At 73.0% G+C, this 22,101-nt stretch carries 20 protein-coding genes; 8 read left to right on the top strand and 12 right to left on the bottom strand.

All coding sequences use genetic code 11. From position 1 onward, the window contains the following. Nucleotides 1-57: 57 nt before the first annotated feature. The 6 genes from E4N63_RS06920 (at nucleotide 58) to E4N63_RS06895 (ending at nucleotide 7,831) form a co-directional block, all read left to right on the top strand. Entirely contained in the window at nucleotides 58-1,278 is a 1,221-nt protein-coding gene (locus E4N63_RS06920; RefSeq protein WP_230240227.1) for a macrolide family glycosyltransferase, read from the top strand. Between the two features lie 131 nt (nucleotides 1,279-1,409). Further along, nucleotides 1,410-2,486 (top strand): CDP-alcohol phosphatidyltransferase family protein, encoded by a 1,077-nt coding sequence (locus tag E4N63_RS06915; RefSeq protein WP_230240226.1) that lies wholly within the window; start codon nucleotides 1,410-1,412, stop codon nucleotides 2,484-2,486. A gap of 627 nt (nucleotides 2,487-3,113) precedes the next feature. Next, nucleotides 3,114-4,328, top strand: coding sequence for a S8 family peptidase (locus E4N63_RS06910; RefSeq protein WP_230240225.1), 1,215 nt, complete (start codon nucleotides 3,114-3,116; stop codon nucleotides 4,326-4,328). Between the two features lie 223 nt (nucleotides 4,329-4,551). Next, complete coding sequence (locus tag E4N63_RS06905) at nucleotides 4,552-5,103, top strand: DUF1697 domain-containing protein (protein ID WP_125625738.1); 552 nt, start codon at nucleotides 4,552-4,554, stop codon at nucleotides 5,101-5,103. 484 nt (nucleotides 5,104-5,587) lie between these two features. Then, nucleotides 5,588-6,808 carry a S8 family peptidase gene (locus tag E4N63_RS06900; RefSeq protein WP_125625737.1) on the top strand — a complete coding sequence of 407 codons (1,221 nt, stop codon included), beginning with the start codon at nucleotides 5,588-5,590 and terminating at the stop codon, nucleotides 6,806-6,808. A gap of 252 nt (nucleotides 6,809-7,060) precedes the next feature. Continuing rightward, the gene (locus tag E4N63_RS06895) at nucleotides 7,061-7,831 is read left to right on the top strand and encodes a Clp protease N-terminal domain-containing protein (RefSeq protein WP_125625736.1); all 771 of its coding nucleotides are present in this window, start codon (nucleotides 7,061-7,063) and stop codon (nucleotides 7,829-7,831) included. Nucleotides 7,832-7,927: 96 nt separating this feature from the next. On the opposite strand, the gene E4N63_RS06890 is transcribed toward E4N63_RS06895, so the two are convergent. The 5 genes from E4N63_RS06890 to E4N63_RS06870 all read right to left on the bottom strand — a co-directional run bounded on the left by E4N63_RS06890 (nucleotide 7,928) and on the right by E4N63_RS06870 (nucleotide 11,243). Further along, nucleotides 7,928-8,569 (bottom strand): class I SAM-dependent methyltransferase, encoded by a 642-nt coding sequence (locus E4N63_RS06890; RefSeq protein WP_230240224.1) that lies wholly within the window; start codon nucleotides 8,567-8,569, stop codon nucleotides 7,928-7,930. A 230-nt stretch (nucleotides 8,570-8,799) separates the two neighbouring features. After that, on the bottom strand, nucleotides 8,800-9,573 hold the full coding sequence (locus E4N63_RS06885; RefSeq protein ID WP_230240223.1) for a GNAT family N-acetyltransferase: 774 nt from the start codon (nucleotides 9,571-9,573) through the stop codon (nucleotides 8,800-8,802). A 243-nt stretch (nucleotides 9,574-9,816) separates the two neighbouring features. Further along, complete coding sequence (locus E4N63_RS06880; RefSeq protein ID WP_125625733.1) at nucleotides 9,817-10,251, bottom strand: PIN domain-containing protein; 435 nt, start codon at nucleotides 10,249-10,251, stop codon at nucleotides 9,817-9,819. Beyond that, the gene (locus tag E4N63_RS06875; protein WP_230240222.1) at nucleotides 10,248-10,487 is read right to left on the bottom strand and encodes a ribbon-helix-helix protein, CopG family; all 240 of its coding nucleotides are present in this window, start codon (nucleotides 10,485-10,487) and stop codon (nucleotides 10,248-10,250) included. The genes E4N63_RS06880 and E4N63_RS06875 overlap by 4 nt, the downstream gene beginning before the upstream one ends. 51 nt (nucleotides 10,488-10,538) lie before the next feature. After that, entirely contained in the window at nucleotides 10,539-11,243 is a 705-nt protein-coding gene (locus E4N63_RS06870) for an alpha/beta fold hydrolase (protein WP_230240221.1), read from the bottom strand. Nucleotides 11,244-11,595: 352 nt separating this feature from the next. Between E4N63_RS06870 and E4N63_RS06865 the strand changes: the two genes are divergently transcribed. Together E4N63_RS06865 and E4N63_RS06860 are read left to right on the top strand one after the other, a co-directional pair. Then, the gene (locus tag E4N63_RS06865) at nucleotides 11,596-12,018 is read left to right on the top strand and encodes a hypothetical protein (RefSeq protein WP_230240220.1); all 423 of its coding nucleotides are present in this window, start codon (nucleotides 11,596-11,598) and stop codon (nucleotides 12,016-12,018) included. A 371-nt stretch (nucleotides 12,019-12,389) separates the two neighbouring features. Then, a complete protein-coding gene (locus E4N63_RS06860) occupies nucleotides 12,390-13,304 on the top strand; it encodes a DUF4394 domain-containing protein (RefSeq protein ID WP_230240219.1) in 915 nt (304 codons plus the stop codon). 100 nt (nucleotides 13,305-13,404) lie between these two features. Here E4N63_RS06860 and E4N63_RS06855 read toward each other — a convergent pair whose 3' ends face one another. The 7 genes from E4N63_RS06855 to E4N63_RS06830 form a co-directional block, all read right to left on the bottom strand. Next, nucleotides 13,405-16,530: a tetratricopeptide repeat protein gene (locus E4N63_RS06855; RefSeq protein ID WP_230240218.1), complete on the bottom strand. Its 3,126-nt coding sequence runs from the start codon at nucleotides 16,528-16,530 to the stop codon at nucleotides 13,405-13,407. Nucleotides 16,531-16,688: 158 nt separating this feature from the next. Next, the gene (locus E4N63_RS06850) at nucleotides 16,689-17,477 is read right to left on the bottom strand and encodes a sirohydrochlorin chelatase (protein ID WP_228430187.1); all 789 of its coding nucleotides are present in this window, start codon (nucleotides 17,475-17,477) and stop codon (nucleotides 16,689-16,691) included. A gap of 16 nt (nucleotides 17,478-17,493) precedes the next feature. Next, entirely contained in the window at nucleotides 17,494-18,456 is a 963-nt protein-coding gene (locus E4N63_RS06845; protein WP_230240217.1) for an ABC transporter permease, read from the bottom strand. Further along, nucleotides 18,443-19,231, bottom strand: coding sequence for an ABC transporter ATP-binding protein (locus E4N63_RS06840; RefSeq protein ID WP_228430189.1), 789 nt, complete (start codon nucleotides 19,229-19,231; stop codon nucleotides 18,443-18,445). Before E4N63_RS06840 ends, E4N63_RS06845 begins: the two co-directional genes overlap by 14 nt. Before the next feature lie 78 nt (nucleotides 19,232-19,309). Continuing rightward, nucleotides 19,310-20,365: an ABC transporter substrate-binding protein gene (locus E4N63_RS06835; RefSeq protein WP_230242389.1), complete on the bottom strand. Its 1,056-nt coding sequence runs from the start codon at nucleotides 20,363-20,365 to the stop codon at nucleotides 19,310-19,312. Between the two features lie 202 nt (nucleotides 20,366-20,567). Continuing rightward, nucleotides 20,568-20,690: a hypothetical protein gene (locus tag E4N63_RS30510; RefSeq protein WP_265585947.1), complete on the bottom strand. Its 123-nt coding sequence runs from the start codon at nucleotides 20,688-20,690 to the stop codon at nucleotides 20,568-20,570. A 2-nt stretch (nucleotides 20,691-20,692) separates the two neighbouring features. Next, complete coding sequence (locus E4N63_RS06830; protein ID WP_230240216.1) at nucleotides 20,693-22,099, bottom strand: sulfate adenylyltransferase subunit 1; 1,407 nt, start codon at nucleotides 22,097-22,099, stop codon at nucleotides 20,693-20,695. Nucleotides 22,100-22,101 lie beyond the last annotated feature (2 nt).

Here is a 22,101-nt window from a genome sequence, read left to right as displayed (position 1 = left end):
CCGTTCCTTCCCCCCTGCGGGCCGCCCCCGTACCCACCGATCGAGGAGTGTGCGTCCATGCACCGTGAACCAGCCCATATCGCCATGTTCAGCATCGCGGCCCACGGCCACGTCAACCCCAGCCTGGAGGTCATCCGCGAACTGGCCGCCCGCGGCCACCGGGTCACCTACGCCGTTCCGCCCGCCTTCGCCGACCTCGTCGCCGGGGCCGGAGCCGAGCCGCTTCCCTACACCTCCACCCTCCCCGTCGACGAGGACCCGGACGCCTGGGGTACGTCACTCCTGGACAACGTGGAGCCGTTCCTCGATGACGCGATCCAGGCGCTGCCGCAGCAGCTCGCCGCCTACGAGGGGGACGAACCCGACCTGGTCCTGCACGACATCGGGGCCTACCCGGCGCCGGTCCTCGCCCACCGCTGGGGCGTCCCCGCCGTCCAGCTCTCCCCGTGCATGGTCGCCTGGGAGGGGTATGAGGAGGTGGCCGAGCAGATGTGGGCGCCGGTGCGGGAGACGCCGCGCGGCAGGGCCTACTTCGCGCGGTACCGCGCCTGGCTCGACGAGCACGGCATGACGCACACCGATCCCGACCGGCTCATCGGGCGGCCCCGGCGCTGCATCGCCCTGATCCCGAGCGCGATGCAGCCCGAGGCGCACCGGGTCGACCGCTCCGTGTACACCTTCACCGGCCCCTGCCTGGGGGACCGGTCCCACCAGGGCACCTGGCGGCGCCCGGCGGACGCGGAGAAGGTGCTGCTGATCTCGCTCGGCTCCGCCTTCACCAAGGAGCCCGCCTTCTACCGCCGGTGCGTCGAGGCGTTCGGCGGCCTGGAGGGCCTGCACGTCGTCCTGCAGATCGGCAGATTCACCGACGAGGCCGAGCTGGGCGAGGTGCCGGCCAACATCGAGGTGCACCGCTGGGTCCCGCAGCTCGCCGTTCTCCGGCAGGCCGACGTCTTCGTCACCCACGCCGGGATGGGCAGCTCCCAGGAGGGGCTGGCCTGCGGAGTCCCCATGCTCGCCGTGCCGCAGGCGGCCGACCAGACGATGAACGCCGAGATGCTGCAGGGGCTCGGCGTGGGCCGGCATCTGCCCAAGGAGGAGGTCACGGCGGACCGGCTGCGGGACCTGGTGCTCGCCCTCGCCGATGACCCCGGGGTCAGGGAGCGCTGCGCGACCGTACGGTCCGATGTGGCCGGTGAGGGCGGTACCGCCCGCGCCGCCGACCTCGTCGAGGCGGAACTGCCCATGCCGTCGGGCGCCGGGGGCGTCCGAGCCTGACGCATCCATGGACACGGCCACCCAAGACGACCGTTACCCATGGGTAAAGGTTGTACGGCGTGAATCTTGTCCTTTGGGTGGCGGGGTTCTTAACGTCGGGTGAACAGCCCGACCGGACAAGAGAGTTCACCATGCGCAGAGATATTCCTCCGCTCGCGGAGGTACGCCGCACCACCGAGAAGAAACGCGACGCCTGGTGGACGGTGCTGCTCGTGGACCCGCTGGCCACCCCGCTCGTCCGCTGGACGGCGATGTGGACTCGTATCACCCCCAACCAGATCACCTGGGCCGCGCTCTTCCTCGGCCTCGGCGCGGCCGCCTGCTTCGCGACCGGAAGCTGGGGCTGGCTGCTGGCGGGCGCCGCCCTCTATCACCTCAGCTTCATCCTGGACTGCATGGACGGGAAGCTGGCCCGGCTCACCGGTACCGGCACCGTCTTCGGCGCCTGGCTCGACTACGTCTTCGACCGGGTGCGGGTCCTGGTCTGCGCCATCGCGCTGATGGGCGGCCAGTACTCCCGCACCGGGGACGTCGTCTTCCTGTGGCTGGCCCTCGCCGTGGTCTTCCTCGACATGCTGCGGTACGTCGACGCCCTGCAGATCTTCAAGATCCGGCACGGGATGCGCAAGCAGATCAAGGCCCGTGCCCGGGCTGCCCGGCGGGTGGACGACGAGCGGCGGGTCTCCTTCATGGAGGACCTGCTCCGCGAGAACCCCGAGGCGGACTTCGACCAGGAGGACCGCACCGCCGCCGACGACGGGCCGGAGCCCGCGGACCACGACGCCGGCGGCATGGAAGGCGAGACCGCGGCGGCGGACGCGGCCGTCCCTCCCGGCTCCCGGCCGGCGGGGCCGGTCATCGACCTGCACCAGGAGTTCAAGAGCCGCTTCCCGTGGTACGGGCGGTTCCGGAACCTGCTGCTGCGCCACCGCATCCGCACCCACCTGGTCAGCGGTATCGAGTTCCAGATGGCGGTCTTCATCATCGCCCCGGCGGTGGGTGCCGTCGCCCCGGTGACCATCGGCGCCGCGGCGCTGCTGCTCGTCTTCGAACTGGCGATCATCTACAAGCTGCTGCTCTCCACGCGGGACTTCACCCGCACCCTCGAGTCCTTCGACGCGGCGGGTGCCGAGACCGCCGTGGCCGCCGCCGTCGCGCCGGCTCCGGGGGTTCCGGCGGCACCCCGGGAGACGACGACCGCGGCCTGAGCCCGGGCCGGGTGCCACCCGGTCACGGGGGAGCGGGTGGTAGCGGGGGAGCGGAACGAGAAGGATCACCGCACGCGGCACACGCCGCGGACGGCGGGCACGGGCCCGGGGCACACCGCCCCGGGCCCGTCCGTGTGTACGGCCCTCGCTCGCCCCTGCTCCTCCCGCCCGCCCGTGCTCCCTCGGCTGTCCGGCGGGCTTCCCGTCTCCGCCCGAGTGCTCCGCCTGTCCGCCCCGGCTCTCCGGCCCGCTCCGGGTGCGCCCACGCGGTCGGGGATCCGGCGGCCGGGGTCGGGCTCGTCCGGTCAGCGGACGGCACCGGGCGCCGCGGCCGACCGGAGCGCACTTCCCGCGCTCGGACGGCCGCCAACTCCTCGTACGTCGTCGCATGGTGCCGCTGCCGTTGCCCCAACTGCGCCCGTTCTGCCGGGCTTTGCGATTACCGGACAGTGTTAGCCATGTCACACCGCTCAGCGAACACATTGAAATGCGCGCGTCAATCGGTCAGGGTTTCGGGCACGCGGAGTCCCGCCACCCCCACGGCCCTGAACGCCACGACACCGCGCCGTCCCCACATCCCCCACACACCCCACATCCCCCACTCAGCGCACGAGGAGACCCCCCTTCATGGCTACTCACTCGCGTTCCGGCAAGCGCCGCCTGGTCGTTGCCGTCACCGCCGCCGCGGCGGTCGTGGGCACCACCCTCATGGCCCTCCCGGCCGGAGCGGCCCCCGCCGAGGGCAAGATCTACGGCGCGGACGCCAAGAGCGCCGTCAGCGGCAGCTACGTCGTCCTGCTCAAGGACGCCGCCGCCGCCAAGACCCTGAAGGCCACCGGCAAGAAGGAGCTGGCCAAGACCTACGGCGGCAAGCTGGCCCGCGACTACTCGGCGCTGGAGGGCTTCTCCGCCACCGGCCTCAGCGAGTCCGAGGCCAAGCGCCTGGCCGCCGACCCGGCCGTCGACAAGGTCGTCCGGGACCAGAAGTTCACCATCACCGGCACCCAGAACAACCCGCCGTCCTGGGGCCTGGACCGGATCGACCAGACCGCGACCGCCGGCGACGGCGCGTACACCTACCCGGACAGCGCGGGCCAGGGCGTCACCGCGTACGTCATCGACACCGGCGTCCGCGTCACCCACCAGGACTTCGAGGGCCGCGCCACCCTCGGCTTCGACGCCATCGACGGCGACAACTCGGCCGACGACGGCCACGGCCACGGCACCCACGTGGCCGGCACCATCGCCGGTGCCTCGCACGGTGTCGCCAAGAAGGCGGAGATCGTCGCCGTCCGCGTGCTCGACGACAACGGCTCCGGCACCACCGCCGGTGTCGTCGCCGGCATCGACTGGGTCGCCGAGAACGCCTCCGGCCCCTCCGTCGCCAACATGAGCCTCGGCGGCGGCGCCGACGCGGCCCTGGACGCGGCCGTGCGCACCGCGATCTCCTCGGGCGTCACCTTCGCCGTCGCGGCGGGCAACGAGTCGAGGAACGCCTCGACCGGTTCCCCGGCCCGCGTCACCGAGGCGATCACCGTCGCCTCCAGCACCAGTGGTGACCAGCAGTCGTCCTTCTCCAACTTCGGCAGCGTGGTGGACCTCTACGCGCCGGGCTCCGGCATCACCTCGACCTGGAACAGCGGCGACAGCTCCACCAACACCATCTCCGGCACGTCCATGGCCACCCCGCACGTCGCGGGCGCCGCGGCCGTCTACCTGAGCGGCCACACCACCGCCACCCCGGCGCAGGTCGCCTCCGCCCTGACCGGCGGCGCCACCTCGGGTGCCATCAAGAACGCGACCGGCGGCACCCCGAACAAGCTGCTGAAGATCGTCGAGTAGTCACAGGCTCCGGCCCGGGTCCGCCCCCGGGCCGGACGGCGTGCGCACCGCCGGAGTCCGGCCGCCCTCCCGCCCGCGCGGGGAGGCGGCCGGACTCATGCCGGCGGGGGCTCGTGCGGCCCGCCCGCACCTTCGCGGTGGGCGTACGCGGTTCGGGGGCGACCCCCGGACGCCGTTCGGTGAAGGCGCCCGGCCCCGGCGCACTTCCCGTAGCGTGCCGTCCGTGACGACGACATACGCGGCCCTGCTGCGGGGCATCAATGTGGGCGGCAACAACAAGGTCCCCATGGCCGAACTGCGGTCCGTGCTGACCGGCCTCGGCTACGAGAACGTGCGCACCCTGCTGCAGAGCGGCAACGCCGTCTTCGCCGCGCCCGACCACCGGGATCCCGGCCGTCTGGCCGCCGAGGTCGAGCAGGCACTCGCCGCGTGGTTCGGCTTCCCGGTCGCCGTCGTGGTCCGTACCGCCGGGGAACTGCGCGCCGCCGTGGAGGCCAACCCCTTCCCGGACCCGGCCGCCGAACCCGCGAAACACACGGTCACCTTTCTGGCCGGCCGGGCGGACCCGGAGCAACTGGACGCGGTCGACCCGGCGCTCTACGCCCCGGACGAGTACCGTATGGCCGACGGCGGCCGCGAGCTCTACGCGTACTTCCCGAACGGCCAGGGCCGCAGCAGGCTCGCGCCGTTCCTGGACAAGCGGAAGCTGGGCGTCGAGGCGACGACCAGGAACTGGAGCACCGTCACCAAACTGCTGGCTCTGGCGGAGAGCTGACCGAACCTGCCACCGCCGCCGCACACCCCACGGAGCCGGCCGCGCCCTGAAGGGCTCGGCGCGACGCCCTCCGGCGCGGACGGGGTGGCTTCCCCCGGCGGGTTCCGGCCGACCCCCTGACACCCTGCTGCCCCGGAAACCTCCTCCCCCGCTTCGCCGGGCGCGGGCCACACGCCCACAGCGCCGAGCTCGTCTTATAGAGCGTCACCATCGAAGCCCATGTCTTCCGTCGTCATGGCCGGGGGCGGCCGCAGGCCCCCAGTGACGCCATATCAGCGACGGCCGGTGATGGCCGGATTCCGTCCGCCGCGCAGATATTCGCGATTACCGGACGATGTAACCCATGTCACACCGCTGAGCGAACGTATTGATATGAGCGCGTCAATCAGTCACCGTGCTGACTCATCGGAGCGGGCCTCGACCCCACGGCCCGCCGCGACGTTCCGCCCCCGCACACCCCACCCAGTGCACGAGGAGACCCCTCATGGCAACTCGCTCGCGTTCCGCTCTGCGCCGCCTCACCGTCGCCATAGCCGCCACCGCGGCCGTCGCGGGCACCGGCCTCGCGGCCGTCCCCGCCGGAGCCGCCCCCGCCCCGGCCGAGGGCAAGATCTACGGTGCAGATGCCAAGACCGCCATCGACGGCAGCTACGTCGTCCTGCTCAAGGACGGCGCCGCCGCCAAGACCCTGAAGGCCACCGGCAAGAAGGAGCTGGCCAAGACCTACGGCGGCAAGCTCGACCACAACTACACCGCCCTGGACGGCTTCTCCGCCACCGGCCTCAGCGAGACCGAGGCGAGACGCCTCGCCGCCGACCCGGCCGTCGACAAGGTGGTGCAGAACAAGACCTTCCGCATCACCGGCTCCCAGGTCAACCCGCCGTCCTGGGGTCTGGACCGGATCGACCAGACCTCCCGGTCGCGGGACGGCGTCTACAACTATCCGGACAGCGCCGGCGAGGGCGTGACCGTCTACGTCATCGACACCGGGGTGCGCGTCACCCACCAGGACTTCGGGGGCCGTGCCAGCCTCGGCTACGACGCCATCGACGGCGACAACTCCGCCACCGACGGCCACGGGCATGGGACTCATGTGGCGGGCACCGTCGCCGGCGCGGCGCACGGTGTCGCCAAGAAGGCGAAGATCGTCGCCGTCCGCGTGCTCGACAACAACGGCTCCGGCACCACCGCCGGTGTCGTCGCAGGCATCGACTGGGTCCAGCGGAACGCCACCGGACCGTCCGTGGCCAATATGAGCCTCGGCGGCGGGGCCGACGCGGCCCTGGACGCGGCCGTGCGCTCCGCGATCGCCTCGGGCGTCACCTTCGCCGTGGCGGCGGGCAACTCGGCGGCCAACGCCGCCAACTACTCACCGGCACGGGTCCAGGAGGCGATCACCGTCGCCGCCAGCACCAGCAGCGACTCGGAGCCGTACTACTCCAACTACGGCAGTGTGGTGGACATCTACGCACCCGGCTCCTCCATCACCTCGGCCTGGCGGAGCAGCGACTCCTCCACCAACACCATCTCCGGTACCTCCATGGCCAGCCCGCATGTCGCCGGGGCCGCCGCCATCTACCTGGGCCGCCACACCGGCGCCACCCCGGCCCAGGTCGCGAGTGCCCTGAGCAGCGGTGCCACTGCCGGTGCCATCACCAACGCGACCGGTTCCACCCCGAACCGGCTGCTGAAGGTCGTCGAGTAACAGCTCGTCCACATCCCGCCGGAGCCCGGCCGTCACCTCTTCCCGGGGGTGGCGACCGGGCTCACGCGCGGGGTCTCGGCGCGTCGGCCGCCAAGCGCCCCGCTTCGGTCGCGTCCGGCGGCGCTCGGCCAACCGGGCGGCCTCTGAGCGGGGTTGGCGTATCGGGCCGCAGGGCGGGCTGGTGCGGGAGGGGCCCGGAGCGACTGTCAACGCAAGGTTGACGCCCATGAACTGTCAACCTAGGGTTGCCTCATGACGGAACCCGTACGCATGACGCATCCCGTCCGGCTCGACGACCTCATCGACGCGATCAAGAAGACCCACTCCGACGCGCTGGAACAGCTCACCGACGCGGTCGTCGCGGCGGACCATCTCGGAGACGTGGCCGACCACCTGATCGGCCACTTCGTGGACCAGGCGCGCCGCTCGGGCGCCTCCTGGACGGACATCGGCCGCAGCATGGGCGTGACCCGGCAGGCGGCACAGAAGCGCTTCGTGCCGAAGGGGTCGGGCGAGGCCCAGGACCTCGACCCGAGCCAGGGCTTCAGCCGGTTCACCCCGCGCGCCAAGAACGTGGTGATGGCCGCCCAGAACGAGGCCCGCGCGGCCGGCAGCGACACCATCGGCCCGGCCCATCTGCTCCTGGGCCTGCTGGCGGAACCCGAAGGGCTCGGCGCCAAGGCGATCACCGGCCAGGGCGTACCGCTGGACGCCGTGCGGCAGGCGGCGACGGAGGCGCTGCCGCCCGCGTCCGGCCCGGTGCCCGACCTCATCCCGTACGACGGGGACGCGCGCAAGGCCCTCGAACTGACCTACCGGCAGGCGCTCCGGCTCGGCCACAACTACATCGGCACCGAGCACATCCTGCTGGCCCTGCTGGAGTTCGAGGACGGCGCGGGCCCGCTCACCGGGCTCGGCATCGACAAGGCGGCCGCGGAGGCCTGGACGGCGGAGACGATCGCCGCTCTGACAGCCGTGTGGCGGAGTGACGGGGCGGAGCAGTCCTCCCGATCGGGCGAGTAGGACCGGGGGCCGCTCCGGGCCGGGGCCCCACTGCGCGGCGAGACCGCCAGCTCCGGGGTGTCGCGTGCCGTCGATCGCGGCACGCGTCACCCCGCGTCACTTCCCCGCGCGCATCAGCAGGCGCCCCTGGCGGAATCGTTCCCCCTCCAGCGGTTCCCGCAGCATCCGGCCGACCTCGGTGAAGCCGGCCTCGGCGGCCGGCCCCGCGAGACCGTCGACCGGCCATCGGTAGGCCGTCGTCACCTTGTGGTCGAACGCCGTGACCGGCTCGCCCTCCGACTCGAAGAAGGCGAGCAGCAGCGTCCCTCCGGGCGCGAGGACCCGGCGGAACTCGGCGAAGTACCGGGGCACGTCCCGCGGCGGGGCGTGAATGACCGAGTACCAGGACACGACGCCGTGCAGCCGGCCGTCGGGCAGGTCCAGGGCGTCCATGGAACCGACCTCGAACCGCAGGTCCGGGTATGCCTCGCGGGCGAGGCCGATCATCACCGGCGACAGGTCGACGCCGAAGACGTCCAGTCCCAACTCCTGCAGGTGAGCCGTGAGATGTCCGGGGCCGCATCCCAGCTCGGCGACGGGCCCGGAGCCGGCGGTCCGCACCGTTTCGGCGAACGCGGCGAGCACCGCACGGTCCAGCGGCAGAGCGTCGAGGGCGTCGCGGAAGAGTTCCGCGTAGAGGACGGCAACGGCATCGTAGGCGTCGGCTGTCGCCCGGTGGGATGAGGAGAGTCCGGTCACAGATGGGGACCCTAGAGGGTGCCCGATGCCGACGACTGGTTATCGGACAGGATCAGCCGTTGCCGTGCCGGTGCCCGCCGGGAGAGGGTGGATGGCCGGGGAAAGCCGCTGATGCCGTGACACCCGCTCGGGTGGGAGCGTGCGGCATCGCTCGCGAGCCCGGGGCGTTGTGCGGTGCCCGGGATCCGCTGCGGCCGGTCCGGATACGTGTATGCCCGAGCCGCCGCCTGTCAGGGCCGGAAGACGTACGGGGTGGTCGTGCTCAGGGCGGTGAAGCCGAGACGCCGCAGGATCGGGCGGCTCTCGTCGGAGGCGTCCACCTGGAGATAGCGGTAGCCGCGTTCGGCGGCGATCCGGGCGCGGTGTGCGACCAGGGCCCGGTAGACGCCCCGGCCCCGCCAGGCGGGCAGGGTGCCGCCGCCCCACAGTCCGGCGAAGTCCGTGCCCGGGTACAGTTCCAGCCGGGCCGATGAGACGGGCAGCTCACCGGCCATGACGACGGTCATCACCACGGTCTCCGGCTGTTCCGGGAGCTGTGCGGTCAGATGCTGCCGCAGCGACCGGCCCGGCCCGAACACCTCTTCGTGGACGCGCACCATCAGCTCCACCCCGTCCGAGTCGGTCACCGGCCGCAGGGAAAGCCCGTCGGGCAGCTCGACGGCGGTGCTCAACTCCTGCGTCGGGGCGACCATCAGGGTCTCCTCCGGCTCGGGAATCAACCCCGCCGCGCGCAGCCGCTCGCCGAGATCGGCGGGCCGGTCGTGGCCGTACAGCTTCCACTCGAACTCCTGCCCAAGCGAGGCGAAATGGCGGATCTGGGCGGCGATGGCCGCATCGGCGGAGTCGGCGCCGAGGTCCGACCAGAGCACGCAGTTCCAGTCGCCTTCCGCCCCGAGCTGCCGCACCACGTCACCGACCCGCTCGACCCGGGCCCCGGCGGAGTCGGCGGGCGCACCCCGGCGCATCTGGTCATCGTAGAGGGCGAGTATCGCGGCGGTGTCCATCCGGCCATCCCAGCACCGTGCGGGCGGGGCGGCCAAGTCAATATCGACGTAAGCGGATGCTGGGACCGAACCATCGGGTGAACCGCTCCGGCATCGGGTCACCTCACAGTGCCGGTGGCTGAACCGGGCTCGGAAACCCCGGCGACTCAGCCCATGCGGCGCGCTGCGCTGCTGCTGCCGCCCTGAAGCGCACACCGCGCGGCAAGCCGACACAGAGCCGCAGCAGTCGTCCCAGTCGTCCGCTCACCAGTCGTCGGGCAGCAAGCGGAAGGACGAGTGAGGGGTAAGCGGGCGGACAGCGCGGAAATCGCGGCGGTCGAGCGTCAGGACGGTATCTGTTCGGTACTCGGCCGCCAATGCGGTGTTCACCGCGTCGGCGAGGTCGAGATCAAGACCCTTGTATCGCTGTTGAACGCTGTGGGCCGTGTCCAGAATCTCACCATCGATCTGGGGAACCTGGAAGCGCAGTCGCCGGACCTGCGCAAGAAGGAAACTGATGATCTCGGCACGTGCGGGGGGGCCGAAGCGCACCTTGGCCATGTGGTCGACCTCGGCCAGTACGAGCGGGGAGATGATGACGGTACCCGCCTCCTGCAGGACCGTCCGGCAGCCCAGGGAATCGTCGGACTTCCGGTCGGAGGCCGCGATAATGCCGGAGGTGTCGGCAATCACGATCACCGGTCGGCAGCTCCGTCAGCGACAGCCGACGTCACTTCCGCGCTCGTGACGGGCTCCCCGCTGCCGTCGAAGGTGGGCCACTCCAGAGGCTCGTCCCAGACACGGTTCGCCATGGCCGCCAGGTGGATCCCTTCACGAATGATCTCGGCTTCCGGGATGCCTCGGCGGTTTGCGGCTTCCTTGATCAGAGCCAGGTCTTCCGGGTCTGCGTAGACATTGGTGCGTCTCATGGACATGTACCAACCCTAACACCTGTACTCGTTCCGTGTGTGATCGCTCGCTCCGGCTCAGTCGCCGGGCCCTGCCGCGGCGAGGAGTATCCGGGCCAGTTCGCGCGGCTGGGAGAACATGGGCCAGTGGCCTGTGTCCATCGTGACCAGCTGCCACCGTTCGCTCTTGAGCAGCTCGGCCACGTCGGGGCTCGGCTCGGGCCAGTCGAGCAGGCACTTGATGTACGTCGCGGGGAGTTCGCCGAGCGGGCGCGCCAGCACGGCCGGTTCGGTGAGCGTGGCGCCCGGGTGCGGACTCCCGTCGGCCGTGATCCGGGCGATCTGCCCAGGGCTGAGCCCTTGGCTGGCGAATTCGTCCGCGTCGGGGACCGGCCAGAAGCCCTCGTTCGCGGCGATCGCCGCCTCGACCATCGCCCTGCCGTCCGGCCAGGCGGAGACGAACGACTCGCCGTCGGCCGGGACGTTGGAGTCCACGAAGACCACCCGGGCCAGCCGGTCCCCGATCCGCTCGGCGGCCTGGCCGGCCGGGATGCCCGAGTAGCTGTGCCCGACCAGCACGACATCGCGCAGATCCCATCGTTCGATCTCCCCGACAATGTCCTGGACGTGTGTCTGCTGCCCGGCGGGCACACCCTTCTTGTCGGCCAGTCCGGACAGCGTCAGGGGGTGCACACCGTGCCCGGCCGCCCGCAGTTCCGGGACCACCTCGTCCCACGCCCACGCTCCGAGCCAGGCGCCTGCCGTCAGTACGTATTCGCTCATGGAGGCAACGTAGGGGGAGGGACTGACACCGGCCGTGGCACGCTCCGGTTGCGGGAGAGCGACGAGCCGGAGGTCGTTCTCAGGACCACCCCCGGCGCGCTCAGCGCACTCATACGCGGTGTCACGGCGGGCGAGTTCGCACCGTCGGAAGCGTGAGCGGACGGCGGCGCATGCCTGCGGACCGGAGGACAACGGAGCGGGTGAGGAGCGGCCCGTGATCGTCCCCCGGCGTCTGCCGCGATACGGTCCGGTGGGTGGGCCGGAGCGAGGACGCGGGGACCGCCATCGGGCAGGCCCCTGTGGCCGGCCGCCCGGGAAGTCCGGGCAGTGAAGCAGCGGGAGGGTGGGGCGCGTGGACCGGAGTGAGGACGAGATCCTGGCCGGAGAGCTTGCTGCTCTGGGTGCCGTTGCCGGGGGCGGCGGCCGCTTGACCGGGCGTGCGGCCAAGCCGATGAAGAAGAACGTCCACGAGATCGAGCTGGTCATCCCCGTGCCGTTCGACGACGCCGTCAAGCGTGCCGCCGACGTGCTGGGAGGAGCCGGGCGAGCCGTGGAACCCGCGCAGATCGAGCCCGGCGGGGACCGGAAGACGATCCGCGTCGTCGCTGGCGGTGGCGTCGGCGGCATGAATCCCGTCGTCGTCACCGCGCTGGTGACACGGGACCGGGAGAACAGCACGGCGGTCAGGTTTCGTGCGGCGGCCAAGGAAGGCCTGATCAAGCAACGGGCGGGCGAGAAGACCGCCGTCCGTCTCGCGGCGTTGCTGAGCGGCTGAGGGTTGTCCCGCAACTGATCTCCCGACGTGCCGGGTGAACTGCTCGTCTCCATCACCCGGCGAGGGCGAGGTGGTGCATGCGGGGGATGCCGGGCATGGCATGACGGGCACCGTCGCTTTGGAGACGGCGATCGCGGGGGAGTCCGGCGAGGGCGGTGACGAAGTCGCGTCACCGAACGGCCCGGACGACAGCGCACCTGGACGACAACGCTCCCTGCCCAGCAGCCCTGTTGCCTGCCGGTCAGGGCGTTCAATCGCCGTCCAGTGGGTGTCCAGTCCCGGTTCCTAGGTTGTGCTCGCCGGATCAACGAGTCGGCCAGGCGGAATCGTGCGCGACCCGCGCCACGCCACGCCCACCGGGAGGAAGCACGATGACAGCAGGGATCAGGAAGAAGCTGGCCGCGACCGTGGCGGTCGCGTCCACCGCGGTGGCCCTCACGGTCGCCGCCCCCAGCAGCAGCACGGCCAAGAGCCAGGCCGCCGGCCTGCAGGCGTTCGCGATCACGAGTGACGGCAGCCGGATGGCCATGTTCACCACCGACAGACCCGACGTGCTCGACTGGGTCCGGGTCATCAAGGGGCTCAGCGGTGACACCGTCCTCGTCGGCATCGACTTCCGCGTCCAGAACGGCCTCATGTACGGCGTCGGCGACCAGGGCGGCATCTATACGATCAAGACCCCGCCCCAGACCACCGACGTGGTCGTCACCAAGGTCTCCCAGCTCACCATCCCGCTGTACGGCACGAACTTCGGGGTCGACTTCAACCCGGCCGCCAACCGGCTGCGGGTGATCAGCGACAACGGGCAGAACCTCCGCCACAACATCGACGACAAGACCGCGGGCGCCTCCCCCGCCGCCGGGCACACCGTCGAGGACTCCATCCTGTCCACGCCGGGCAGCGAAAACGTGTCCAGGGGCGTCACGGCCGCCGCCTACACGAACAACGACCTGAACGCGGACACCGCGACCACGTTGTTCGACATCAACACGACCACGGACCAGATCGTCGTCCAGTCGCCGGCCAACAACGGCACGCTGGCCGCCACCGGCAAGCTCGGTGTGAACGCCGGCCCCAACGCGGGCTTCGACATCTACAGCGACCTGGTCAACGGCAAGACCGTCTCGGCCACGGGCTTCGCCGCCATCACGCCGCCCAGCAGCACGCTGACGACCTTCTACACCGTCGACGTGCTCACCGGGGCGGCGACCCCGGCCGGCACCGTGGACCCGTGGTTCCCGCTGACCATCGGCGACGTGGCCGTCGCGCTCGACACCAGCCCCTGAGGCAGGTCAGGTCAGCCGGCCGGTGACGGTGAGCCCGCCCGTACGCGGGCACGCCCTGCTCGGGCGGGCCCACCCCTGCCGGCCGAGCCAAGAAGCGGGCTCACGGGCCCGGCGCGCTGGACGAGGCGGTACCGGCCCGGGGCTCCCGGGCGAGGCGGATCCGCTCGGCGCCCGCGCGGGCGCGGCCCAGCTGGTCCTGCTCGCCGGTGACGGCCGCGACCATCAGGGCGGTGGAATGGTGGGCCAGTGCCTCGTCGTAGTGGCCGATCCCGTACAGCGCCTCGGCGAGGCCGTTGAGCGCGGACGCCTCGCCGTAGCGTTCCCCGTTCTCCCGGAACAGGTCGAGGGCCCGCCGCTGGTGTCCGGCCGCGGTCTCGAACGCGCCCTGCCGCAGCCGGATGTCGCCGAGGCCGGACAGCGCGTACGCCTCGCCGCCGGGGTGCCCGAGTTCTCTGAAGAGGCCGACGGCCTGCTGCTGGTGGATGGCCGCCTGGTCGCAACGGCCCAGCCGCAGGAGGGCGTTGCCGAGGTGGGAGAGGGTGCGGGCGCGGCCGATCCGGTCACCGGTGAGGTCGTGCAGGGCGAGGGCCTGCCGCTGGTGGCCGACCGCCTGATCGTGGTCGCCCAGCCGCAGGAAAACGTTGCCGAGGTTGGTCAGGGTGCGTGCCCGGCCCACCTGGTCCCCGGTGTCCCGGTAGAGGGTGAGGGCCTGCCGGTGGCAGCGGGCGGCCTCGTGCAGGCGGCCCCGGCGCCAGTGGACGTTGCCGAGGTTGGACAGGGTCCTGGCCTGTCCCGCGCGGTCGTCCGTACGCCGGTGCAGGTCCAGGGCCCGTACGAGGTGGTCCGCGGCCGAAGCGGCGTCGGCGATCCGCCAGTACACGCAGCCGAGATTGGTCAGCGCGTGGGCCTGCCCCTTCGTGTCGCCGGTCCGCTCGGCGGCGCGCAGGGCATGGTGGTGGATTTCCAGCGCCTCGGTGTGATGGCCGGCGTCGAGGTGGCGGAAGAGTACGGCCGCCAGCTGTACGGCGTGCCGCGGGCTGCCGCGGCCCGCGGCGACCGCGCAGATCGCGGCCAGCGTGGGGCGTTCGGTGTCCAGCCAGGCCCGTGCCGCGTGCGGGTCGCCCGCGATCGGCGGGGCGTGGACGGGGGAGGGGACCGCGGGCCGGTGATGTCCTTCGGCCGGGTACAGCGCCTCCATGGCGACCGCGGCCGTGCTCAGGTAGTGGTCGAAGAGCCGGGTCAGGGCGGCTTGCCGGTCGGTGCCGGAGTCATGCGCGCGGGTGAGGCGGTAGCCGTAGGCGCGCAGCAGGTCGTGCGTGCCGTACCGGCCGGGCCCGGCCGGCTGGAGGAGGTGGGCGCGGGCGAGCAGGGCCAGCGTTCCGGCGGACCGGGCCGGGCCGTCGGGGGCGGCGGCTCGCGTCTGGTCCGGCCCGTGGTCCCGTTCGCCGTCCGGTGGGTGGGGCATGTCGCCGGTCAGGGCGGCGACGGCGTGGGCGTCGATGTCCGGTCCGGGGTGCAGGCTGAGCAGCCGGAAGGTGCGGGCCACGTGGGCGGGCAGACGCCGGTACGACCAGGAGAACACGGTCTGGACCGCGGCGCGCGGGTCGCCGCCCGTGTCCAGGTGGTCCAGTCGCCGCTGCTCGTCCGTCAGTTCGGTCACCAGGTGCGCCAGGGGCAGTTCCGGGCGTCCGGCGGCGAGCTCGGCCGCGATCCGCAGGGCCAGCGGGAGTCCGACGCACTGCGCGGCCAGGGCCGCCGCCGGGCCCGGCTCGGCGGTGACCCGCGCGCCGATGAGCGTCCGCAGCAGGGTGAGCGCGTCGGGCGTCGGGAGCGGGCGCAGCGCGATCCGGCGGGCGCCGTGCAGGACCACCAGGCCGGCCAGGCTGTCCCGGCTGGTGACCAGGACGGAACAGGACGCCGAGCCCGGGAGCAGGGGGCGGACCTGTTCCTCGGACAGGGCGTTGTCCAGGACCACCAGCATCCGCCGCTCGGCCATTTCGGTCCGGTACCGGCTCGCACGCTCGTCGACGTCGAGCGGGATCGCGTCCGGGGCGACCCCGAGGACGGTGAGGAAGCGGGTGAGGGCATCGCCGGGCCCCAGGGGGTGGTCCGGGTCGTATCCGCGCAGGTTGACGTAGAGCTGGCCGTCGGGGAACCGGGCCCGGGCCCGGTGCGCCCAGCGGACGGCCAGGGCGGTCTTGCCCACTCCGGCGGTGCCCGAGAGCACCGAGACGGCCATCGTCGTCGGGTTCGCCTCCGCCGCGGCCGACAGGCGGTCGAGAGCCGACAGTTCGGCGTCCCGGCCGGAGAAGCCGGGCACGTCGGCGGGTAACTGCGCCGGTGAGCGGGCGGCTGAGCGGGCGGGCGAGCGGGTGGGGACTCCGCCGGTGAGCGGGCGGGTGACCGGGTGGGGGCGCGACTGTCGGGCCACCCGGAGCCGAGCCGCTGTTCCGCGAGCGGCCGGAAGCGGGGGCCCGGGGCGGCGGCGCAGTACGGCGGCGAACGCCTCGGACAGCCCGGGCCCGGGGTCGACGCCGAGTTCGTCGGCCAGCCGGCGGTGGCTCCGCCGGTACACGGCGACCGCCTGGTCGCGCCGGCCGACGGCCTCGTACGCACGGATCAGACGGGTCTGGGCGTCCTCGTCCAGGGGCTGCGCGGCGGCGGCCTCTTCCAGGACGGGGAGCGCCTCGGAGCTCCTGCCCGCAGCGATCATGACGTCGCCGAACCGGGCCACCACGCCGCGGCGCTCCTCGGCCAGCGCGACGACCGCCGGATGCGCGGCGAGGAACGGCAGGTCGGCCAGGGGCGGCTGCTGCCACACGCCGAGCGCCCCGGCCAGCAGCGCGGCGGCCCGCTCCTCGTCACCGTCGCGCCGTGCGGTGTCCGCCGCGGCGACCAGGCCGCGGAAGCGCAGCAGATCGACGACGTCGTCCGGCACGCGCAGCGCGTAGCCGTCACCGAGCCGGGGCAGTACGGCGCTGGGCGCTCTCGGCGGCCGCTCGGGTTCCAGCAGGTGCCGCAAGTGCTTGATGTGGGTCTGCACGACGTTCGCCGCGCTCACCGGGAACCGCTCTCCCCACAGGGCGTCCGCCAGCCCGGAGAAGGGCAGTCGCAGGCCACGGGACACGGCCAGCAGAGCGAGGACGGCGCGGCGCTGGGGCGAGCCGAGAGCCAGCGGCACACCGTCCCGCCACGCCGAGACCGGCCCGAGTACCTGGATCCGCATGAGGCCCTCCGCCCGGCAGGATCACCAGTCCCCCTGCCCCTCCCTCTCCCTACCGCCGTACCGCCCCGTCCGGAAGGCGGATTTCGGCCGGTGACGGGGAGGGGTCTTGCCGCCCGGCCGCTGGGGACAACGGCACGGGGCAGCGTGCGGCGGGCCGGTCAGGCGCTCAGCGCCGTGAGGGCCGGGCGGGCCGCGCGGGACTCGTCGTAGCGGGCGAGGAGCAGCCGCGCCAGCCGCTCGTCCGGGCCGAGGACGTCGGCCAGGACGTCCGCGCCCCCCTCCCGCGCGCCCGCCGCGATGCGGTCCGGGAGGCGGCCCGGGGCGATGACGTACGGGGCCACCGCCACCCGGCGGGCCCCGTCCGCGCGCAGGGCGCGGACGGCGTCCGCCGTACGGGGGAGCTGAGCGGAGGCGAACGCAGGCCGCACGGCGCACCAACCGGTGCGCCGCCACTCCCGCGCGATTGCTGCGATCACTGCGATCGCCTCCGGGTCGGAGGAGCCCGCCGAGGCCAGGACGATTCCGGTCGACGCGCGGTCGTCCGGGGCCAGTCCGGCTTCGTACAGGCGCTGTTCGAGGGCGTTGAGAAGGAGCGGGGACGGGCCGAGGACGTCCGCCTGGGTGATGGTGAGGCGGGGCAGCCGCGCGCGGGCCTCGCCCAGCACCCCGGGGATGTCGGACTTGGCGTGGAAGGCCCGGGTCAGCAGCAGCGGGAGCGCGATGACCTCGCGGACGCCCTCCGCGGCCAGCCGGTCCAGCAGCCGCGGCACGCTCGGGGCGCAGAAGTCCAGGTAGCCCGTCTCGACGCGCAGGCCCGGCCGCAGGGAGCGGACGCGCTCGGCGAGCGCGGTGACGGTCTCGGCGTGGCGCGGGTCGCGGCTGCCGTGGGCGGTGATCACCAGGGTGGGGGCGGCGGAGGTGCCGTGCGGGAGGGGCTGCGGGTTCATGGTGGCGGGTGTCCGTTCAGCGGGCGCCGGCGATCAGGCCGCGGCTGCGCAGCACGCGGCGTTCGACGGGCGCGAAGACGAGCAGTTCGATGCCGATGCCGACGACGAGGATGAGAGTGATGGCGCCGAGCACCAGCGGCATGTCCTGGTAGACCCGGCCCGTTTCCAGGAGCTGTCCCAGGCCGACTCCCAGCTCCGGTGACTTGGCGATCAGTTCGGCGGCCATCAGGGCGCGCCAGGAGAACGCCCAGCCCTGCTTGAGGCCGGAGATGTAGCCGGGCATCGCGGCGGGCAGCAGCACATGCCGTACCCCCCTGAGCCCGGTGGCGCCGATGACCTGCCCGGCGCGCAGATACAGCGGCGGGATCCGGTCCACGCCCGCGACCAGGCCGTTCGCGATCGACGGCACGGCGCCCAGCAGCACCACCGTGTAGATCGTCGCGTCCGAGAGGCCGAACCAGATGATGGCGGCGGGCACCCAGGCGACCGACGGCAGCGACTGCAGCCCGGACAGGATCGGCCCGATCGCCGCCCGCACCGGCTTCACCCGGGCCACGATCAGGCCCAGCGGGGTGCCGATGGCCAGCGAGGCGGCGAAGCCCAGCGCGCCCCGGGAGACGCTGTTCCAGACCACGCCGAGGATCGTGCCCTTGTACCACTCGTCGGCCAGGGCGTTCCAGACGTCCAGCGGCCCGGGCAGCTGGTAGTGCGGCTTGATCTCCAGGACGTACGCGAGCTGCCACAGCGCCAGCACGATGACGATCGCGACGACCGGCGGCAGCACCTTGTCGAGCAGGAGCCGGCCGAACGGCACCCGGGACGCGGTGTGCGTCTCCAGGGCGTCGAGACCGGCCTCCAGCCCCTCCAGGTCGTTCGGGGAACCGTTCGGGGAGCCGTTCGCGGAGGCGGCCGCGGACGACTGGGAGGGGGAGGCGCCCCCGGTGCCGTCCGCACCGCCCCGGGTGTCAGTGCTGGCCATGCCGGCGGATCTCCCCCCGCAGTTGTTCGGTGATCTCCACGGAGAGCCGGGCCACCCCCGCGTCCTCGATCCGGCGCGGCTGCGGGATGTCCACCTGCCACTCCCGGGCGATCCGGCCGGGGCGGGAGGACAGCAGCACCACGCGCTGCGCGAGCCGGACCGCCTCGCGCACGTTGTGGGTGACGAAGAGGACGGAGAGGTTCGTCTCGGTCCAGATCCGGGTCAGCTCCTCGTGCAGCACGTCGCGCGTGATGGCGTCGAGGGCCGCGAACGGCTCGTCCATCAGCAGCAGGTTGCTGTCCTGGGCCAGCGCCCGGGCCAGCGCCACCCGCTGCCGCATCCCGCCGGACAGTTCGTGCACCCGCTTGCCGTACGCGCCCTTCAGCCGGACCAGCTCCAGCAGCCGCTCGGCCTCCGGGCGCCGGTCCGCCTTCGGCACGCCCCGCAGGCGCAGGGCCAGTTCGATGTTGCGTCCCGCGGTGAGCCACGGGAACAGGGCGTGCTCCTGGAACATCAGGGCGGGCCGGCCGTGGGGGACGCCGATCTCCCCGGAGGTGGGCCGGTCGAGCCCCGCCACCAGGTTGAGCAGCGTGGACTTCCCGCAGCCCGACGCGCCCAGCAGACAGACGAACTCGCCGTTCGCCACATCGAGGCTGATGTCGTCCAGGACGAGCTGGCGGCCGCCGCCGCGGCCGAACGACTTGGACACGTGATCGAGCCGTACGGCGTGGTCGGCCGGGGCCTCGGTGTGCGGCGCGAGGAGCGTGGTGGCCATCGGTGTCACCTCCGGGGGACGGGTTCGGCGCTGCGGTGGACGGTGCCGGTGCGGGCGGTGCTGATACGGCGGTGCCGGTCAGCCGGAGCCCAGGCCGGCGGCGGAGACCTTCCGCGCGCCCCGCTCCGCCAGCACCTTGTTGAGGAGCCTCAGGTCGTAGATGCCGCGCAGATCGGGCTTCTCCAGCAGCCCGGCCCGCTCGGCGTGTTCGGCCTGGCGGGCGAGGGTGGCGGCGAGCGGGTCGTCGAGCACCTCGATGTGCTCGAACGCGGGGTCGAGCACCTCGGGCGCCAGGGCCTTGCCGCCCTGCCGCTCCAGCGCGGTGTTGAGCGAGGTCCTGGCCTCCTCCGGGTGGCTCCCGATCCAGGCGTTGGCCTTCACGGAGCCGCGCAGCACGGCCTCCACCGCCTCCGGGTGCCGGGCGAGGAACCGCTGCGAGACGACCATGGTGGTGATGACGTGCCGGCCGTCCTCCCACAGGTCCCGCTCGTCCAGCAGGACCCTGCCGCCCTGGGCGGTGAGCTGCGAGGCGGTGGGCTCCGGCACCCAGGCGGCGTCGATGTCTCCGCGCCGGAAGAAGGCCGGGGTCTCCTTGTTGTCGATGCGCAGCACGGTCGCCTCGCCCTCGCCGCTGTCCGGATCGACCCGCAGGCCCTTCCCCGCGAGGTAGTGGAGCAGCGCCACGTCCTGGGTGTTGCCGAGCTGGGGTGTGGCGATCCGCTTGCCGCGCAGGTCGTCCAGGCCGCTCACCCGGTCGGGGTGTGCGACGAGGGAGACCCCGCCGGAGGCCGAGCCGGAGATGATCCGGAGGTTCCGGCCGCCGGCCTTGGTGTAGCCGTTGACGGAGGGGGAGGGGCCGAGCCAGGCGATGTCCACGGATCCCGCGTTCAGCGCCTCGACGGCGGACGGGCCGGCGCCGAACACCTGCGCGGTCACCTCGGTCCCGCCCAGCTCCTTCTGGAAGAAGCCCTCCCGGTCGCCGACGAGCGCGGTGGCGTGGGTGACGTTGGCGAAGTAGCCCAGCCGTACCTCGTCCAGCCCGCCCGTGCGTTCACCGCGCGGCTGCACCTTCGCGACGCCGCCGGCCTCGGCCCGGGAGCCGTAGCCGCAGGCGCCGAGCGTGACGGCCAGCAGCGCGGCGAGCGCAGCGGCGACGGCCGCGGTGGCGTACCGGTGCCGGGGCGGTGCCCCGGCGGGTGCGGCGCGGCCCCCGGGCGGGCGGGTGGTCGGCAGGCACGGGAGGGGTGTCCTCTCGGGGGCGGCCGGGCTCGGTGCGGGTGGCGGCGCGCCCGGCGGGGCGGCGGGGTCGGGGACGGTGCGGGTGCGGTGCGCGGGGTCAGCCGCGGGCACATCGCCCGACGCCGCCCTCGCCACTGCCGAGGGCGCCGCTGCCGACCCGGCCGCCCTCCTTGGCGAAGGTCGACCAGCTCTCGGTGGCGGGACGGGCCGTGGTGGTCACGGTCAGAAGTCCCAGCCGTCGTCGGCCGCGCCGTCCGCGGCCCGCGCGGTGCCGTTCGCGGACTCGGTGAACGCGTCGCCGGCCATGCCCGCCGTGAGGGTCGTACCGTCCGCCGGGTCGATCAGCAGGAACGATCCGGTGCGGCGCGAGTCGGCGTAGGCGTCGAGGGCGAGCGGCTCGGAGGTGCGCAGCACGATCCGGCCGATGTCGTTGGCCGCCAGCTCGCCCGGCGCCGGGTGGCGCGCGAGACCGCCGTGCTCGTCGGGCTCGCTGAGCGCCAGCCGGGACGGGATGTCCTTGACGATCGCCTTGACCGTGCGGGTGGTGTGCTTGAGCAGCACCCGGTCGCCGACGGCCAGCGGCCGGTCGTGCAGATGGCAGACGGTCGCCTCGACGTCCTGGGTGACGGCCGGGGCGGTCGCGGTGGTGACGATGATGTCGCCGCGCGAGATGTCGAGGTCGTCGTCGAGGAGGACGGTGACGGACTGCGGCGACCAGGCCGCGTCCACGTTCTCCCCGAGGGCGTCGATGGCCGTGACGGTGCTGGTGCGGCCGGACGGCAGCACGGTCACCGGGTCTCCCACCCGCAGCACCCCGGAGGCCAGCTGGCCGGCGTAACCCCGGTAGTCGGGGTGTTCGGGGGTCTGCGGGCGGATGACGTACTGGACGGGGAAGCGCACCGGGTCACCCGACGGGTCGTCGGTGACGGGCACCGTCTCCAGGTGCTCCAGGACGGTCGGGCCGCCGTACCAGTCCATGGTGGCGGACGGGGTGACCACGTTGTCCCCGGCCAGCGCGGAGATCGGGATGGCGGTGATCTCCGGGACGCCGAGCGCGGCCGCGTAGGCCGTGAACTCCCCGGCGATCCGGGCGAAGACGGACTCCTCGTAGCCGACGAGGTCCATCTTGTTGACGGCGAGGACGACATGCGGCACCCGGAGCAGCGCGGCGACGGCGGCGTGCCGGCGGGTCTGCTCCACGACGCCGTTGCGGGCGTCGACGAGGACGACGGCCAGTTCGGCCGTCGACGCCCCGGTGACCATGTTCCGGGTGTACTGCACATGGCCGGGGGTGTCGGCGAGGATGAACCGGCGGCGCGGGGTGGCGAAGTAGCGGTAGGCCACGTCGATGGTGATGCCCTGCTCGCGCTCCGCCCGCAGCCCGTCCGTGAGCAGCGCGAGGTCGGGGGCTTCCTGGCCGCGGTTGCGGGAGGCGTGCTCGACGGCCTCCAGCTGGTCCGCCAGGACGGACTTGGAGTCGTGCAGGAGCCGGCCCACCAGGGTGGACTTGCCGTCGTCGACGCTGCCGGCGGTGGCGAACCGCAGCAGCGTGGCGGCCTCGCCGGCGGCGGTCAGGCTCTCGGCGGCGGCCGCCGCGGCCGCGGCGGCGGGTGTGTCGGTGCTGCTCATGG

The sequence above is a fragment of the Streptomyces sp. MNU89 genome, assembly GCF_020982505.1.
Taxonomy (GTDB): domain Bacteria; phylum Actinomycetota; class Actinomycetes; order Streptomycetales; family Streptomycetaceae; genus Streptomyces; species Streptomyces xinghaiensis.
Note: the sequence above shows the minus strand (reverse complement) of the source record. Positions and strands in the feature narration are given on the sequence as shown.

Coding starts and splice junctions, on each gene's coding strand:
- E4N63_RS06920 (WP_230240227.1), top strand. CDS start 58: ATGCACCGTGAACCAGCCCATATCGCCATGTTCAGCATCGCGGCCCAC.
- E4N63_RS06915 (WP_230240226.1), top strand. CDS start 1,410: ATGCGCAGAGATATTCCTCCGCTCGCGGAGGTACGCCGCACCACCGAG.
- E4N63_RS06910 (WP_230240225.1), top strand. CDS start 3,114: ATGGCTACTCACTCGCGTTCCGGCAAGCGCCGCCTGGTCGTTGCCGTC.
- E4N63_RS06900 (WP_125625737.1), top strand. CDS start 5,588: ATGGCAACTCGCTCGCGTTCCGCTCTGCGCCGCCTCACCGTCGCCATA.
- E4N63_RS06895 (WP_125625736.1), top strand. CDS start 7,061: ATGACGGAACCCGTACGCATGACGCATCCCGTCCGGCTCGACGACCTC.
- E4N63_RS06885 (WP_230240223.1), bottom strand. CDS start 9,573: ATGGACACCGCCGCGATACTCGCCCTCTACGATGACCAGATGCGCCGG.
- E4N63_RS06875 (WP_230240222.1), bottom strand. CDS start 10,487: ATGTCCATGAGACGCACCAATGTCTACGCAGACCCGGAAGACCTGGCT.
- E4N63_RS06870 (WP_230240221.1), bottom strand. CDS start 11,243: ATGAGCGAATACGTACTGACGGCAGGCGCCTGGCTCGGAGCGTGGGCG.
- E4N63_RS06860 (WP_230240219.1), top strand. CDS start 12,390: ATGACAGCAGGGATCAGGAAGAAGCTGGCCGCGACCGTGGCGGTCGCG.
- E4N63_RS06855 (WP_230240218.1), bottom strand. CDS start 16,530: ATGCGGATCCAGGTACTCGGGCCGGTCTCGGCGTGGCGGGACGGTGTG.
- E4N63_RS06850 (WP_228430187.1), bottom strand. CDS start 17,477: ATGAACCCGCAGCCCCTCCCGCACGGCACCTCCGCCGCCCCCACCCTG.
- E4N63_RS06845 (WP_230240217.1), bottom strand. CDS start 18,456: ATGGCCAGCACTGACACCCGGGGCGGTGCGGACGGCACCGGGGGCGCC.
- E4N63_RS06840 (WP_228430189.1), bottom strand. CDS start 19,231: ATGGCCACCACGCTCCTCGCGCCGCACACCGAGGCCCCGGCCGACCAC.
- E4N63_RS06830 (WP_230240216.1), bottom strand. CDS start 22,099: ATGAGCAGCACCGACACACCCGCCGCCGCGGCCGCGGCGGCCGCCGCC.